This is a genomic window from Albibacterium profundi (genome assembly GCF_042159835.1).
GTDB classification, from domain to species: Bacteria; Bacteroidota; Bacteroidia; order Sphingobacteriales; family Sphingobacteriaceae; genus Albibacterium; species Albibacterium profundi.
Genome location: NZ_JBBVGT010000002.1, coordinates 1,966,114 through 1,983,101, shown reverse-complemented (window position 1 = coordinate 1,983,101; position 16,988 = coordinate 1,966,114). Strand labels below are relative to the sequence as shown.

Genomic DNA, 16,988 nt, shown 5'->3' with positions numbered 1-16,988 from the left:
TATTTAAACCTAAATGATTCTGTCCTCCTTAACAGGGGGTTAGTATGCGCTGAGTGTTTGAAAGTATATTTGATGATACGTAATCAGGATTTAAGGGTTTCACAGAGTAATTATTTTTTTATAAACATAAATTACAACAAATGAAACACAACTACATGACCCTGGTCGGGAAACCCACCTAACTTATTTTACATCCTATTTTTGCACATGATTTGTGCGCCGGATCTATTAATGGAATAACTGATCCCTGGGCTTGCTATGCCTTGCATTTTGATCAGTATAAATCACTAAACAAAACCAAAATCGATTATGAGAAGACCAATGAAATTCCATGGCCATTCTCTCGTTTCTAAAAGAACGTTGAAGAGTGGACTTCTGATTTCGCTGGGAATGCTTGTTATGGGCAGTACCGCAGCGTCAGAAAGTTCAGCCTGGAGAAAAATCAATGCGCATTCAATGAATGTCGTACAAGCTCCTGTCAAAGGAAAAATTGTTAATCAAGCCAATCAACAACCCATTCCCGGAGCAACCATAAAAGTTGTCGGAACAGAAACCGGCACAACCTCTGATGCAGATGGTAACTTTGTAATTAACGCCAAACCGAATGATGTGTTGGAAATTAGCTTTATCGGTTTCGTCACCTATCGTTATACCGTCCCATCGTCAGATCAGGCAGCTATCATCGAACTTTCGGAAGATAGCAGTGATTTGAATGAGGTTGTTGTTACAGGTTATAGCAGCCAACGGAAGAAGGACCTAACCGGTTCGGTAGCCGTCGTTGATGTTGCCGAGATGAAGTCTCAACCTGCTGGTAGTGCCGTAGAAGCCCTTCAGGGTCGTGCGACCGGGGTTCAGATTGTCAACGATGGTGCGCCAGGCTCAACACCGCAGATACGTATCCGTGGTTACAGTACGATTAATAATAATGAGCCTTTATACATTATTGATGGGGTACCATATGAAGGAAAGCTCAGCTGGCTAAATCAGAATGATATCGAAAGTATGCAGGTCCTGAAAGATGCATCGGCGGCCTCAATCTATGGGGCGCGTGCCAATAACGGGGTTGTTATTGTTACGACAAAAAGCGGACGAGCAGGGAAAACACAGATCAGCTTGGATATGTACGCAGGTGCCGGCGTGCCGAATAAAAATTCATTCCCTACAATGCTTAGTCCACAGCAGATTTTAGATATTGATAATAAGTTTAACGGCACCAACTTGGAGTTGCCAGACTATTTGCTTGCTGGAGAGGCAACGAATTGGGATGTTACGCCAGAAGATGCGGACATGAGTAAATACAATTACTTTGCAAAAGACAGAGCTTCTTTCTATCAGATTACAAAAGCCAATAAGCAGGGTACGAACTGGATTGAAGAGCTATCTCAGACAGCCCCTATTCAGTCCTATCAACTTAGTGCTACGGGAGGTAATGAAACTGCGAAATATGCCCTTTCCGGTGGTTACCTAGACCAAGTCGGCAGCTTAATCCATACCGGCTTTAAGCGTTACAATATCCGAACCAATACGGAGTTCAATGCATTTGACAACCGCTTACGTTTTGGCGAGAACTTATCCTATAACTATACTGAAGGTTTTGGTATGGGGGTTAATCCCAATACGGCGGGTGGCTATCAGGGTGAAGGTTCAGTCCTTGGCTTTGCCTATCGTATTCAAAACATCATCCCGGTATACGATGAAGGAGGAAATTTTGCCGGCTCATTCGGTAGTAACTTAGGTAATGGCCAAAACCCAGTGGCGATGGCGTACCGTGCGAAAGATAATTTGAACAGATCTAATTTCTTCTTCGGTAATGCTTTTGCAGAATACGATCTCCTTGATGATCTGACCGTGAGAACGAGTTTTGGTCTTCGTTATGAAAATTACAACGGTGTTAGCTATAACTATCCGAATCCTGAGTTTTCAGAGGGTAGCTTTAACAACGGAATGAGTGAATATCACGGCTATACAACTGAATGGACATGGACAAACACCTTAAACTATAACCCAGACTTGGGCGAGGATCACAGCTTGAATGTGATGGTAGGAACGGAAGCTTTCGAAACGAGGAATCGTGGTATTGACGGAAGTAGAAACGGCTATTTCATCATGAACAGCTTAGATTATTTATACCTAAGTTCAGGAAGTACAAACTTTAATAATAATGGCAGCGGCTCAATGGGAAGTATGTTTTCGATCATGGGTAAAGCCGATTATGCTTATAAAGACAGGTACTTATTGAGTTTAATTGGTCGTCGCGACGGCTCATCTAACTTTGGTGAAAACAATCTGTATGGGGTTTTCCCGGGTGTGAGTGGTGCATGGAGAATATCAGAGGAAGACTTTGCCCAGGGTGCAGAATGGTTAACCGATTTAAAGCTGCGTGCAGGCTATGGTGTTACTGGTAACCAGCGAATTCCAGGTTTCCAATATCTGAATAGATATTTGGCGTCTCTAACACAATCGTCTTACCCAATAAGTGACGGCGTTGTCAGCGGTATTTGGCAGAACTCTTATGCCAATCCAGATATTAAATGGGAGCAGGTAAAATCACTTAACGTGGGTATCGACTTCACGGTTTTGAATGGTGATTTCGATGGTTCGATCGACTGGTTTAATAAACAAACAACGGATATGTTGTTCTTAGTACCGCTTCCGGCTGCTGCTGCAGGGCGGGCTTCATCTCCTTATCAAAACATTGGTGATATGAGCAACAAAGGTATCGAGTTCTCATTAGGTTATCACTATGGGTATCGTCAAGACAAGCCATTTACACTTGACCTGGCAATGAACTTCTCCAGATACGTAAATAAAGTAGAAGAGCTTGCGCCGTCGGTTTCACAAGTAAATTATGGTGTATTCAGAAGCATGGAAACGTCGGTAATGATGAAAGGTCAACCTTTTGGTTCTTTCTACGGCTACAAGGCTGTCGGGATCTATCAAAACGACGAGGAAATTCAGAACTCACCATCCTATGACGATGCTAGACCGGGTGGGTTAAAGTATGCAGATATCAATGATAATGGAGAAATTGACCCTGGAGACCGAACCATTATTGGTAACCCTCATCCCGACTTTGTATATTCATTTAATATTAACGCAGCGTATAAAAACTTCGACCTGTTGGTGTACTTATATGGATCGCAAGGAAATGACCTCTATGAAGCTACACGTTACTTTACCGACTTTGGTGTATTTAGAGGACAAAAGAGCACGCGCTTGTTGAATGCATGGAGCGAATCAAACCCGGGAAGCCAGATACCTTCTCTACCAGATCCTAGCGACAAGACTAGCGCCTTGGAATACGCGACGTCTACCTACTATATTCAGGATGGAAGTTTCCTAAAGGTCAAAAACCTTCAATTGGGTTATAATGTCCCAACTGAACAGCTCTTTGGAAAGAACAGTTCTTTCAACCGCTTACGGGTATATTTCGGTGTTACAAACCTTTTCACCTTTACGAAGTACGAAGGTTTGGATCCAGAAGTGTCAGCAACACCATCGGCTTATCCGGCATTGGGTGTTGACTTTGGGGTTTATCCGCAAGCTCGTCAATATACCTTTGGTTTGAATTTAGGATTTTAATCGACAGTCAAACATTAAAAAGAACAATTATGAAACATAATAAATTAATAATTCTTTTAAGTGCCGGAATGCTTTTCATTAGTTCCTGCGGTAAAGAATTTTTACAGAAACTCCCCCAAGGCCAGCTATCTGAACCTCAGGTTGGTAATAAAGATGGGGTTGAGGCAGCCTTGATCGGTGCCTATAGTATACTAAACGGAAATGTCAATGGTACATGGGGAAATTATGCCTCTGCGCCTAGTCAATGGGTTTTTGGGGAGATGGCTTCCGATAACGCACATAAGGGATCTGAGCTTACTGACCAGACGCCCATGAACATGATCGAAACATATAATGCCATTAGTACAAACGATAACTTAAGTACGCAATGGCAGGTATATTTTGAGGGTGTTCTCCGCTGTAATAATACATTGAAGCTGTTAGCCGCCGACCAAGAAGGTCCCATGGAAATCACAGCCGAAAGAGCTACTGAAATCCAAGCGGAAGCACGTATGCTAAGAGCTCATTATTACTTCTATCTATGGCGTGTCTTCAGGCACTTACCGGTTATCACCGAAACGATGACCACTGAAGAGGCGAGAACTACGCCAAACGACCAAGATGTGACACCATTAATCGAGGAGGATTTGAAATTCGCCGTCGCCAATTTACCAGAGAACAAGATCAATAATGAAGCGGGCCGTATGGATAAAAACGCGGCACGTGCTTATTTAGGCAAACTGTACTTATATCAACAAAAATATGCTGAAGCTCTGCCTTTGTTTAAACAAGTGATGGCTGGCAAAGATCTAGTTTCTATGCCGTTCTGGAACAATTTTGATGTTACAACCGAAGATGGTCCGGAGGTTGTCATGGTTTCAAAGCATGCTATTAACTCCAATGGCTCAGGTGATAATGCCAACGTGGGAGATATGTTGTCTGGATTATACGGTAGCTCACCAGTTGGATGCTGTGGCTTCTATCAGCCGAGTATCGACTTAGTCAATGCTTATCAAGTAAATGCGAATGGCTTACCCTATTTAGATAAAAGTTATAGAGACGATCCTTATCTATCTGACTTAAAAAACCCAACCGAATCGTATAAATTGGATGTTTCATTGCGCGTTGACCCACGGTTAGATTACACAGTAGGTCGCAGAGGTGTTATGTATCTAGACTACGGTGTAATGCCGGGTAACGGATGGATACGAGACGCCGCTTATGGTGGTCCATTTGTCGGAATCAAAACCATGATCCCGCAATCGCAATTCGCTACGAATGCAGCTCCGGGAGCCAACTACGTAACGGGCCTAGACGTCAATATCATCCGTTTGGCAGACGTGTGGTTGATGGCTGCCGAGTGTGAAGTTGAGTTAGGGAACTTACCGGGTGCCTTGAAATTAGTTAACGATGTACGGAATCGTGCAGCGAACATACCTCCTAAAAAGACCGCATCTGGAGCAAATGCTGCGGCTTATTCGGTTGAACCCTATCCTGCCTTTACAAGTCAGGAACAAGCAAGGCAAGCTGTTCGCTTTGAACGCCGACTGGAACTCGCGCTGGAAGGTCATCGCTTCTTCGACTTGGTACGTTGGGGTATTGCGAAAGAAACGATTGAAAGCTATTCGTCTTTCGAAGGAGATTATCTAAGTGCATACAAAGGTTTAACATTTAGTGCAGCTAATGAATATTGGCCAATTCCGCAGGTGGAGATTGACCGCAGCGACGGTGCGCTAACACAAAAATAGTTTTTAGTTTAATTTTAAGAAGGGTTGGTCTTGATTGATCAGCCCTTTTTTATTTTCTTTTTAATAACTTTACGTATTCACAATTATAAACAGCATTCAGAATGGAGATGAATTTCGTATGGCGTACACTAACGTCAATTTCGCTGTTTGTGCTTATAGCACTCGAGTTATTTGGGCAAAACACTGACATCTGGGTTTCGTATTATAATAGCGACCATTTATACGGGTATAAAAATGCTAAAGGCGAGGTAATGATCTCCCCACGATTTAAGGGCCGTTCTAGAAAATTCGACAAAGTTGTTGCTGTACTGGAGGAAACCAACAGCGGCTATGAAAGCTATTATATGCTTAAGAATGGCAATAAGTTTGGACGGGATAGTGTATATGTATTCGGAACCGAGCTTGATTGTGAAAGTGAAGGTTACATCCGGTTCGAGGACCGCCAAACAGAACAAGTCGGAATGTTTAATGAATTTGGGGAAGTAGCGATCCCAGCGGAATATAATGCTATAACACGGTTTCGAAACGGATTAGCATTTGCGCTAATGAATGCGAAAAAAGAATATTGGGATAAGAATGATAACCATGAGGGTTGCAATCATTGGAGTTGGACTGGCGGCGAACAGGTTCTCATAAACCAAAACAACGAAGTTTTAGTTAGAATCACTTCTTTTGATAGACACATCGACCTTTACTCATTGACTATTCAAGATGCAGCGTCAACAGACCCCATCCGAGTGAGCTATTTAGGGACAAACGGAAAGTATTACTCGTTCATTGATAAGCAAAAGCTCTTTAAGGCGTTTCTTGAGACCGCGATCTTAAGCGACTTGAGCTTTGAGAATTTAAGCAAACATTCATACACTAGTCTTGTTTTTTGGACCGAAGATGATGGATGGACTTCATCTTCTAAAGAAGATTTTCTAAAGCAAAACGCTCAATTATTAAGAGAACGTTTATCAATCCTGAAAACGAATAAAGCTGAATACTTCATTGGCTTGGTCGACTCTACTCCTATGCCGCAGGCTGTGCGTGAACAGCTCAGTGAATATTATGATAATTGCGGTGCTTGGGATGTTGCGAAATACCCTATTTATGAGATTATCTTAACGCACAGAGATGAACAAAACAAAAGGGCGTTTCAGGATCATTTTACATTTATTCAAACAAAGGACGAAATAAAATTTATAAGCAGTACAATCAGAGAAGCAAAATAAAATATTTACCATCATGTCGTTAGTCTAACAATACAAACTACTTTCGACAATACCATTCTTGAAGGAGCCGACTTTCGGACTGCATATAACTACTCTATTGACCCAGAATCTAATCGGATACCAAAAGCTAAATTCTCCGTATCCGGAATCAGCGGACTTCTGGAAAAGTATGATATTACGATTGAAAATTCGTAAAAGAATTCTCGCGGATTTAATCTTTAGAGAACTTTCTGTAATTTTACATCTATGGAAGCAGTAATTGTCGGGCTAATTGCGTTTATATGGTTGGTTACCAATATTAATAATCGGAACCTCCAGCAAGACGAGCGGTAGTGAAAAATTAGCCTGGATATTAGCAGTAATCTTTATATCGTGGTTTGCTTGGATTTTTTATATGCTATTAGCCCCGCTAAAAAAACGATGAACCTTAAAATTTAGTTGGATAGACGCTCAAGCGCTTCTGACATCGAGCTTAGGAAATTAACTTGTCTTCCTTTATTACTTTCATAGATAAAGTCTTTTAAGCTCTTACTTTTGCTAGCCAAGTCCGCGAAGTCCCCTACGATAACCAGCTGAATGCGATAGGTTGAGAACTTCTGAAGAATTTCACCGGCCATCTTATTTTTTAAATCAAAAAAATCTGGAGTGATGTTCTCTTTATGAACAATCGCCTTGTCGCAACCATTAGAAAAAGTATTCCCTACTACATCCACGCCGTCATCTATATTTTTGATAATCAACCCGTCTGAAATGATTTCAGCGATATCGGTATTATTTACTGTATGGACTTTAACTGTCATATTCCTGGCTGTTAACTGTTGAGAAGAACGTCTAATTTCGTATCTTAGTATGTGGACGACCAATATCGGGAGATTATATCAACTATGAAAATACCTTTTAGAAGAAAACATTTTAGCTACTTTTTAATTATCGGTCTGCTTTGGTTAATTTTCGGTGCCGCCTTACGCATACTACAACCGGAGCATCTTTATAGTTATGGTTATTTAATCCTCGGTGCTATCTATGTCGCTGTTTACATCTCCATGAAGAAAAAAGACTACCTGACAATTGAAAATGGTATCCTAACGAAGCACAATGTGTTCTCTTCTCAGAAAATTAAACTCGCAGAGGTAGCAGCGGTTAAAGAATTTGCTGGCGACTATATAGTAAAAACGAGCAGTGAAGAACTCGTGGTAAACACGCAAATTATTGACCAATACGCTCTTAACCAACTGGACGAGAAACTGAACAAGCTTGTCGAGGTATCCTAAGTCTTTAAATTTCTGCAGCTGACGATGTAGTAAGAAGATATTTTTTTAATTTGCCAAAAAATTACAAATCGTATGCAACTGATATATAAAGGAAAAACTAAGGATGTTTATAGTCTGAGAGATGGACAGATACTCTTAAAATTTAAAGACGATGTAACCGGTGAGAATGGTGTTTTTGACCCGGGTGCTAATACAGTCGGTCTGACGATCGATGGAGCAGGCAAATCTGGGCTCAAAATGACGCAGTACTTCTACGAGCTGATTAACAGCCGTAATATTCCAACGCACTTTATTTCTGCGGACTTAGACGATGTTTCAATGGTTGTCAAAGATGCTCAAGTAATTGGTAAGGGCCTTGAGGTTATTTGCCGATACAGAGCAGTTGGAAGCTTTTTTAGACGTTATGCGGCCTACTCCGAAGAGGGACAAAAGTTGGATCGCTTTGTAGAGGTAACCATTAAGGATGATGAACGCGGTGATCCGACCATATCGGATGATGCCTTAGACATGTTAGGTATTCTTTCAAAATCTGCCTACCAGGAACTCAAACAGTTAACTCAGCAGATTTGCGATATCGTCAAAGACGAATTAGCAAAAAAAGGCCTCGAACTGTACGATATCAAACTCGAATTCGGACATGATAAAAGCAATGGCCAACTGCTCTTAATTGACGAGATTTCTGGTGGCAATATGCGCGTGTATAAAGACGGGCAATATGTACCACCATTGGAATTAGAGAGACTCTTCTTAAGCGAGTAAGAGTCTACTTAAATGAACGAAAGAGGGCAGACAACTCAGCTTGTATGTCCTCTCCTTTATTTGAGTTATACCAGTGTTGAATCTCAGTCTTGGTTCTTTCGAAATCTGCGTTTTCAGCTGTCAATCGCTCATAAATATCCTGACACGCTTTCGGGCGAGGCCCCCAAGTTCCCAGGTCTTTGCCTTCAGCGTCACGCACAATGAGTTTCGGTATAGACTTCGAGCCATTCGTAAGGTATTCGTTGATCCGAAATGGTTCGCTATCACGCAACTCGTAGCTCACTTTAATCAAAGGGTTCTGACGACTTGCCAATTCAATAAATGGAACACTATGAGCCGCATCTCCACACCAAGGTTCGGTAATTACGATCCATTGTTGCGGCGTATCAATTTGCTGAATGACATTCTTAAACTCTTCGGTCAACTGATTCTTCTTCAACCAACGGTTCATCCGTGACCAATTTAGTTTAGTATAATCAATATAATCCGGATTATCGTAAGGCGCAACCTGTTCATCCACAGGGGTGTTGACTACTTTTTCGAAGTCACTAAAATATTCTTTAAAGGTCATAACGAAAACAATTTAAAAATTTCTAATTTACGCTCAAATATACCGGTATATTCATGTATAAATGTCACAGCTTTGCCCTAAATTAAACGAAAGCAGACTAGTAATATACTTTGTATAATATTGATATCAGGGCAGTTATTATTTAAAAAAGAAACAATGAAAGACAAGGTGTGGAATGCACTGCGAAATGCAAAGTTAGGTGTAGAGTATACAGCTCTCTATTCATTGAAGGTGAAAAATAGAAGAAATTTATATAAAAAAATCACCTTACTAACGGCGTTTGCAGGAATGGTAGTTTTCATATTTTGGCAGCCAGCAGCACTGATAGCATGCATCATTATTTTCTTGGGCGAACTGCTCGTTAAGTTTACAAGTCGGATCATCTTAAGTGACAACGATCTTCTTAAGCTTGGCGACTTGAAGATCAGGTACGTTCAGCTATTTAATAAACTAGAGCGACTCATGATTGACATCAACGATGACTGCCTGCCCCAGGACGAGGTCAATAAATTATACTCACAGATTCTAAATAATAAAATAGAAATAGAGCATTTAGAACAAGATATTACCCTCCCACACAACCAAACGTTTAAAGCGCAGGCTGAACAATTAACCGATGCCTATTTAACGGATCTATTTTGAATCATAGGTAAATTTTCACCACAAACTGCCAGATGGCTGTCGTCATGATTCCAAGGATAATACCGACACCAATAATCAGATTCAATAGCTTGGTATTCAAACCATACTGTTCAGCGATAATACTACTGCTGATTAAGGTCGGCATAGCTGCTTCAAGTACGCTAACGCGACCGATATCATCCCTAACACCAAGGCTAAGAGCAAGAATTAAGACAAGCAACGGAGCGAGGATGAGTTTATATAATAGAGACATCGATACCTGAGAGAGCTGCTTTTTCCATCCATTAAATTGTAACTGTAGGCCGATAGAAAAAATAGCCATTGGAGCCAAGGTAGCTACTAACATGTCCAAAAACGGATCAGCCACACTGAAGTTGACTATCGGCGCAAGCGTCAGAGATAACACACAGGCTATTAGAGGTGGAAAGGTGACTAATCTTCTAATTACGATCTGAGGTTTAATATTTTCACCGCGTCCTTTGGCTCTCAGGGCACTGATAACTCCAGCGGTCGATAGGATGATAAAGGATGTCTGATCGCAGATCATGGCGATGCCCAATTTATCTTCACCAAAATACGCTGCAACCAAGGGAAAACCAATAAAGGATGTGTTGCTATATCCGGTGGCTAATTCAAGCGTACTTCTGGAACGCTGTTTATAACCATGTTTTTTACTAAAAAATTCGGTAAATACCCAAGCACCCCCCCAGACTACAAACATGGCCAGCACGGGAAAAAACATTGTTGGCGACCATTCTATCTTAGGTAGATACCGGAAAGAAACTGCTGGCAAGGCTATATAAATAAGCCAGATATTGATGCCTTTGTATGAATCTGCCGGCACCAATTTATTTTTTCTAAACAACATTCCTGCAGCAATGCAGAAGGCTATCATGATAAAATTAACCATCGATTTGAGTTTCTGATGGCTAATATCGTTTAAAATTGTTTATTCTCCACAGATACGGACGTATGAAAAAAGATTTTAGTTTGTCTGATCTATTCAAAATAGTTTAAAAACCTCGATAGCCGATTGATAATACTTTGGATAAATATTATCTTTAATTCTTTATTCCGAAGAAAAAGAACCATATACTTTGGATGTGAATCAAAACCTAAGATGATGACTGAACTTAATTTAAATCGTAAAAAATTTATTCAAAGTGTTGGTGCTGTACTGACATTATCGGCTTTACATAGTAGCGGACTGGCATTCGCCGGTGCACCGACTAATTTGCGAGTAGGCTTAATTGGAGCGGGCTGGTACGGCAAGAGTGATCTCTTTAGGTTAATACAGGTTAGCGATGTGAATGTGCTTGCGGTTTGTGATGTCGACAAAAATCATTTGGAGGAGGCCGGGCGACTAATTAGCGAGCGGCAGGTTTCGGGTAAGGTACCTAAACTGTATAATGATTACAGAAAAATGCTAGCTGCCCATACATTCGATATTGTCATCATTGGCACACCCGACCACTGGCATGCGCGGCAAGCGATTGATGCTATGGAGGCTGGTGCTCATTTGTATTTACAGAAGCCTGTGAGTGTCGATGTACTTGAGGGCGAAACGATTCTTGCTACGGCTAGGCGACTGAATAGGAAGGTTCAGGTCGGCACCCAACGACGCAGTACACCTCATCTCATTGATGCAAAAGAAAATATCATTGATAAGGGTCTGTTGGGAAAGATATCACATGTGGACATGTGCTGCTATTACCATATGCGAAAAAATGGTAACCCGCCACTGCAACCGGTTCCTGATTTTCTTGATTATGAGATGTGGACGGGTCCGGCGCCTTTACGCCCATATGATGGTTTACCGCATGGGAGTTGGTGGAGAACGTTCATGGAATATGGAAATGGGATTACAGGCGATATGTGTGTCCATATGCTTGATACCGTACGTTGGCTTCTAAAGCTGGGTTGGCCAAAACAGGTGAGCGCTACTGGTGGGATTTATGTACAAAAGGAAGGAAAATCAAATATAGCTGATACTCAGACAGCTGTTTTTGAATACGATGAACTCAACTGTATCTGGCAACACCGGACTTGGGGAACGCCAGCGGACCCTGAATACCCTTGGGCATTTGTTATTTACGGTGATAAAGGAACGCTAAAAGGGAGTACTATGAAATATGAGTTTATCCCTACCGGGGAAGGTGAACGTATTGTAAAGGATGTTATTTATGAAAAAGAGGAGTATCCCGAAGACCTAAAAGAACCGAGAATTGAGCTAAACGCGGCTCCAGCTACCAGAAGACATATGCAGGATCTTATATCGGCTATTAAAAATAAGCATTTGCCGGTTGCTGATATTGAGGAAGGACACATTTCTACAGCTAGTTGTATCTTAGCTAATATATCCATGGAATTGAAAAGACCGCTTCGTTATGACCCTAAATTGAGGGTCTGTGTAGACGACCCCGAGGCAACATCTCGCTTAAGACGTCCTTATCGCCAACCATGGGAACATCCTTTTATCGGGTAATTCCCATGTCTATGTTCGAATTATATTCAGCATTGCTGGTATACTTTCTTAAACGAAAGAATGCCAAGCGCTATTGTCTTTATAGTCTATGATTACTTGTGTGTCTGTACTGTGATGGAATGAGCTGATTAATGCAGCAACTTCTTGCTGGATACTCTTAACGCAGTTTTCAACCAAATCTTTTCTAAATCCGGCTGCTTCCATTTCGAGTACATAGCCTACGCATATAATGCGTGCGATGACCCTACCTAAATCTACTAACTTACGCTGAGCCAATGAACCGTCAATTGAGAAGTCGACCTGCTTCTTAAAGTAGGATACAGCTTCTTTAGTAGGTTCATAACCCGATAGGTATTGCAATAGATTAGGTTGTTTCGTTTTTCTCATTTGTCGAGTTGTCATTTCAGCAATCTGCGAGTAAAGCATTTCATTTGAGCCTTCAAAGATCTGGAACGGACGGCTATCCATAATTCCGCGCCCGCCCACATGTTCCATGCGGTAGCCATTGGCACCCGAAAGTTGCGTATAGGTTTGTGCCGATTCATGCATCAGATCGGTCACCACGGCCTTCATTGTATTTGCTTCCAATCCTTCCGCAGCTAAATTATGATCGATTCCACTCACCGAACTGCTTTTGAAGCACATCGCCGAACAAATCGTATAAGCGGTCTGTATCCGTGACAACTGATACTGAACCTGATCCATGCATAATAAATTACCCGCGCCGACAATGCGCTCTTCACAATGCTTGGTCGCTTCATCAAGCATACGGGTTATGAAACCCATACCCATTCCCGGAAATTGGAAACGGCTGCGATGTAAAATATCAAGCATCATTTTGATACCGGTGGATTCAGGTTGAAGTTTGAATTTAGCCGGAACTTCAATATCAATTTTATTGAGTCCGTAAGGAATGATATACAATCCAGGATTGTTATATAATTCCTCTACAACTATTTTTTGACTGGGTACGCGATTATCAGCGATAAAGAAATCGATATCCCTCGCTAGATCAGAAGCATTAAGTTTCTTGCGAGAGGCAATTAGCCAATAATCAGCCATGCCGGTAAGTCCCTGCCAATGTTTGGTTCCTTTAACTTTATAGCCCCCTTCAGCTTCTTCATTGTAGGTTCTCATGTTTAACGCATCACTCCCATAATCCGGTTCCGTGATCATGAGCCCCCCCATGTTTTCTTCTTCTAGAAAACGGCTGAAAATCTCTTGCTTAATTTCATCATTTCCGTATTTGGCAACGGGTTCAAGAAATAAGGCGATGTTGATTCCAAATGTAAGCGAAAGCGATAGAGATTCATAAGACGCTGCAGAAAGTACACTTAAACATTCTTTAACAATTGCACCTCTACCGCCAAACTCGGACGGTATAGCTACCGAAAGTGGCTTTTTCGACATAATACCATGCCATACCTCTGGCGGAAGCCCCCGTTCTAAGCTTAATTTGTTTATATTTTCTCTCTCGTGAAATAAATAATGTAATGTTTGTTTAAAGTCACTAATAAACCCTTCAAACTGCACTTTATCATTCGATGTTGGTGATGACATATATCTATATTTATTCCCCAAAACTAACAAATTAACGCATAATATCTACTACGTTTTTGGGATGTGTTTTTTTATTTGACAATAATGAAGCAAAAAATAGCCACATATCCAGATGGCTATGTGGCTAATAATTAATTTACCAAGGACGGATCATATAGTTTCTGATGAACCTGCTTTAGTTTTTCAACGGGGATCTTAATTACTTTCCGATCATAAGTCATTAGACCGTTTACTTCAACCTCCACGTCGGTAGTTTGGGTATAAACCGCACCAGAGAGACCTGCACGAATCAAATCAGGAATGCGGTCCATTAAAGATGAGTAGCGATCGAATAACTCGTCTGCCGTCTTAAAGCTCTGATAACCCCAATTGTCTTTCTGCTGCCAAACGTGGTTTTCAACCGGCAGACCCAATCCACCGAACTCACCCAATACTAAGATATAGTCTTCTCCGAATAATCCAGGAGTAGGCATCGCTGGTTCTGGATAGTTATGCAAATCGATGATATGGCCAGTTGGATGAAAATTACCACCGCTAGCGCTGTTCACCAGGCGCGAAGGATCTTTTTCCATGGTCCATTCTGTAATTTCTTCCGTTTTAAATTGACCCCAAGCTTCATTAAACGGAACCCACATGACAATGGATGGGAAGTTATGTAAAGTTTCCATAATTAGATTCCACTCCTTTTTGTAATAACCTTCAGACTCTGCGGAACGATCTTGTTCCGTACCTAAACCAAAAACACCCGGTCTAGATTCCCAACGGTTACCTAAGTCGCCGCTCGGCATATCTTGCCAAACTAACATACCCAATTGATCGCAGTGATAATACCATCGGGCGGGTTCTACCTTAATGTGTTTACGAATCATATTAAAACCCATTTCTTTGGTTTTCACAATATCAAACTTTAAAGCTTCGTCGGATGGTGCTGTGTATAAGCCGTCTGGCCACCAACCCTGGTCTAAAGGTCCATATTGGAATACAAATTCGTCATTTAGCATCATGCGCTGAATGCCTTTTGAATCCTTTTCCATGGATATTTTACGCATCGCGAAATAGCTATCCACTTGATCCACTACTTTACCATTTCTAAGAAGTTCGATATCGAGGTCATATAGATGTGGGTTTTTAGGTGACCAAAGCTTTTGATTAGCGATTGCTAATTTAACTTCTTCGTTCACTCCGAATTCTTGTGAAGTTACTTCTTGCTGCCCGTCACGTACCGTCACCCGCAATTGATCGCCCGCTTCAGCATTGGCAACTTTGGCGGAAAAGCTCAGTTCTTCATTATCGATATTGGGCGTATGCTTTGTTGAAACGATGTGAGTTTCGGGGACAGCTTCTACCCAAACAGTCTGCCAGATACCGGTTACTGGTGTGTACCATATACCATGCGGATCGCGGATTTGCTTGCCTCGAGGCTGTGGCCCTTCATCAGTTGGATCCCATACCTTCACTGTCAATTCCTGCGTCCTTTTTCCTTTGACCTGATCGGTAATATCAACTGTAAAAGGATCAAAGCCTCCTTCATGGATGGCAACCGACTGTCCGTTGATAAAAATCTCAGAGCGCCAGTCGACCGCCCCAAAATGCAGCAATAATCTTTTATTTCTTGTAGACGGGGCTCTAAAGTTTGTATTGTACCACAAAACGCTGTCTTTACCCACGCGCTGTCCCACGCCTGAAAGGGCGGATTCTACTGCAAAAGGAACTAATATATTACCATCGAATGTGGATGGTTTGCTGGCATCTTTTGGTGTAATGGCATATTCCCATAATCCGTTTAGGTTCATCCAGTTTTCTCTGACCATCTGAGGACGAGGATATTCTTGGTGTACATTTTCGATGTCAATATTCTCAGCCCAAGTGCTGACTATTTTTGAAGTTTTAAGTTGCCAGCTGTCCTGCTGAGCAAAGGAAATTGCCGGAAGGAAAAGCCCAACGACGAGAAGTGACAATAAATACCTTTTCATGAAATTAAATTATTTCGGTTAATAAAATCTTAAAAATAGGATAATTTATGGCACGATTAAAAAACAGCGGTTATTTCTTTTTAAAAAACTGTTTGACTTTATCTATCAAACTCGTTTTACGTTTTTTATCGGAACCGATCAAATAACCATATGGTCGTAATTGCGGGACACTGTCACAAATGATTTTTACTATTCCTAAAAGTGGTATTGCCAGAATCATTCCAGGAATCCCCCAAATCAGTTCTCCAGCCACTAGGATTACAATTGTGAATAAAGGATTGATATTCACTTCGTCGCCAACCACCAGAGGCTCAATAAGATAGGTTTGTATAAATTGAATACAAAGGTAAATGCCTAATACTCCAATAATCTGATTACTAGAACCCCCCTGAGCGACAACCGCCAAGACCGTGATGGAGGTGCCGGTAATATTCCCAACGAAAGGCACAATTTCTAACAAGCCACATAATACGGCAAAAAATATAGCATTTTCAACGCCAACAATGGAGAAACCAATACCGTACATGACCCACAGCAATAGGATCATTTTTGATAAGCCACTTAAGTATTGCTGAGAAACTTTAGCTGATTTTTCGATTACCCGTTCTGCTTTCATGTCATCATTTTGTGGAACCATCATCAAGATGAACTTTTTTATGCGCGACCGGAAATAAAGAAATAGATACATGTACACAACGACCAAGACGGTCTTCACGAGTACATTAACGGTTCCACTAGCGAAATTAAACAGCATATTACCGCCTTCCCCATTGGTACTTTCTGTTTGTTTGATCATTTCATCCTGACGTTCGGCCGAGACGCCAATCTTTTCGTTAATCCAAGACTTCATACTGTCAAGCAGGCCGACGATCTGCTCTTCCATTCCTTCTAGATTCTCAGTGAAATCATTTAATTTCCATGTGAGAAGAAAAACCGCTAAAGCGATAACACCCAGGAAAAGAAGTACCGCTAACAAACTAGAAAGCCCCCGGTTTATGCCCTTCTTCTCTAATCGATTACAGAAGCCGATAAACAGGGTAGCAAGCACACCGGAAAGTGCTAAAGGAATTAAAAACTCCCGAGCGAAATATAAAACACAGACTGCAAGACTGATGAAAAACAAAAAGTAGGTTATTCGTTGTAATTTTTGCATAAAAAAGGTTTACGTTTTTTAGTAAACAAAAAACAGGCTTAAATGTTA

At 41.3% G+C, this 16,988-nt stretch carries 13 protein-coding genes; 7 read left to right on the top strand and 6 right to left on the bottom strand.

Going from position 1 to position 16,988, the window contains the following annotated elements; translation table 11 throughout:
* Positions 1–309: 309 nt before the first annotated feature.
* The 3 genes from WKR92_RS10310 (at position 310) to WKR92_RS10300 (ending at position 6,526) form a co-directional block, all read left to right on the top strand.
* The gene (locus WKR92_RS10310) at positions 310–3,582 is read left to right on the top strand and encodes a SusC/RagA family TonB-linked outer membrane protein (RefSeq protein WP_375557748.1); all 3,273 of its coding nucleotides are present in this window, start codon (positions 310–312) and stop codon (positions 3,580–3,582) included.
* Positions 3,583–3,611: 29 nt separating this feature from the next.
* A complete protein-coding gene (locus tag WKR92_RS10305; protein WP_375557747.1) occupies positions 3,612–5,309 on the top strand; it encodes a RagB/SusD family nutrient uptake outer membrane protein in 1,698 nt (565 codons plus the stop codon).
* Between the two features lie 101 nt (positions 5,310–5,410).
* Positions 5,411–6,526, top strand: a complete 1,116-nt coding sequence (locus WKR92_RS10300; protein WP_375557746.1) for a WG repeat-containing protein — start codon at positions 5,411–5,413, stop codon at positions 6,524–6,526.
* 434 nt (positions 6,527–6,960) lie between these two features.
* Here the strand turns inward: WKR92_RS10300 and WKR92_RS10295 are convergent, their stop codons facing one another.
* A complete protein-coding gene (locus WKR92_RS10295) occupies positions 6,961–7,326 on the bottom strand; it encodes a DUF4180 domain-containing protein (RefSeq protein ID WP_375557745.1) in 366 nt (121 codons plus the stop codon).
* Positions 7,327–7,410: 84 nt separating this feature from the next.
* On the opposite strand from WKR92_RS10295, the gene WKR92_RS10290 reads away from it, so the two are divergent.
* Positions 7,411–7,797 carry a hypothetical protein gene (locus WKR92_RS10290; RefSeq protein WP_375557744.1) on the top strand — a complete coding sequence of 129 codons (387 nt, stop codon included), beginning with the start codon at positions 7,411–7,413 and terminating at the stop codon, positions 7,795–7,797.
* A 72-nt stretch (positions 7,798–7,869) separates the two neighbouring features.
* Entirely contained in the window at positions 7,870–8,556 is a 687-nt protein-coding gene (locus WKR92_RS10285; protein WP_375557743.1) for a phosphoribosylaminoimidazolesuccinocarboxamide synthase, read from the top strand.
* 4 nt (positions 8,557–8,560) lie between these two features.
* Here the strand turns inward: WKR92_RS10285 and WKR92_RS10280 are convergent, their stop codons facing one another.
* Positions 8,561–9,127 carry a thioredoxin family protein gene (locus tag WKR92_RS10280; RefSeq protein ID WP_375557742.1) on the bottom strand — a complete coding sequence of 189 codons (567 nt, stop codon included), beginning with the start codon at positions 9,125–9,127 and terminating at the stop codon, positions 8,561–8,563.
* A 156-nt stretch (positions 9,128–9,283) separates the two neighbouring features.
* Here WKR92_RS10280 and WKR92_RS10275 point away from each other — a divergent pair, with 156 nt between their 5' ends.
* Positions 9,284–9,769, top strand: a complete 486-nt coding sequence (locus tag WKR92_RS10275; protein ID WP_375557741.1) for a hypothetical protein — start codon at positions 9,284–9,286, stop codon at positions 9,767–9,769.
* A gap of 1 nt (position 9,770) precedes the next feature.
* Here WKR92_RS10275 and WKR92_RS10270 read toward each other — a convergent pair whose 3' ends face one another.
* Entirely contained in the window at positions 9,771–10,679 is a 909-nt protein-coding gene (locus tag WKR92_RS10270) for an AEC family transporter (RefSeq protein WP_375557740.1), read from the bottom strand.
* Between the two features lie 210 nt (positions 10,680–10,889).
* Here WKR92_RS10270 and WKR92_RS10265 point away from each other — a divergent pair, with 210 nt between their 5' ends.
* The gene (locus WKR92_RS10265) at positions 10,890–12,254 is read left to right on the top strand and encodes a Gfo/Idh/MocA family protein (RefSeq protein WP_375557739.1); all 1,365 of its coding nucleotides are present in this window, start codon (positions 10,890–10,892) and stop codon (positions 12,252–12,254) included.
* Between the two features lie 48 nt (positions 12,255–12,302).
* Here WKR92_RS10265 and WKR92_RS10260 read toward each other — a convergent pair whose 3' ends face one another.
* The 3 genes from WKR92_RS10260 to WKR92_RS10250 all read right to left on the bottom strand — a co-directional run bounded on the left by WKR92_RS10260 (position 12,303) and on the right by WKR92_RS10250 (position 16,940).
* Positions 12,303–13,814, bottom strand: a complete 1,512-nt coding sequence (locus WKR92_RS10260; RefSeq protein ID WP_375557738.1) for an acyl-CoA dehydrogenase family protein — start codon at positions 13,812–13,814, stop codon at positions 12,303–12,305.
* 131 nt (positions 13,815–13,945) lie between these two features.
* Entirely contained in the window at positions 13,946–15,787 is a 1,842-nt protein-coding gene (locus tag WKR92_RS10255; protein WP_375557737.1) for a glycoside hydrolase family 2 protein, read from the bottom strand.
* Positions 15,788–15,857: 70 nt separating this feature from the next.
* Complete coding sequence (locus tag WKR92_RS10250) at positions 15,858–16,940, bottom strand: AI-2E family transporter (RefSeq protein ID WP_375557736.1); 1,083 nt, start codon at positions 16,938–16,940, stop codon at positions 15,858–15,860.
* Positions 16,941–16,988 lie beyond the last annotated feature (48 nt).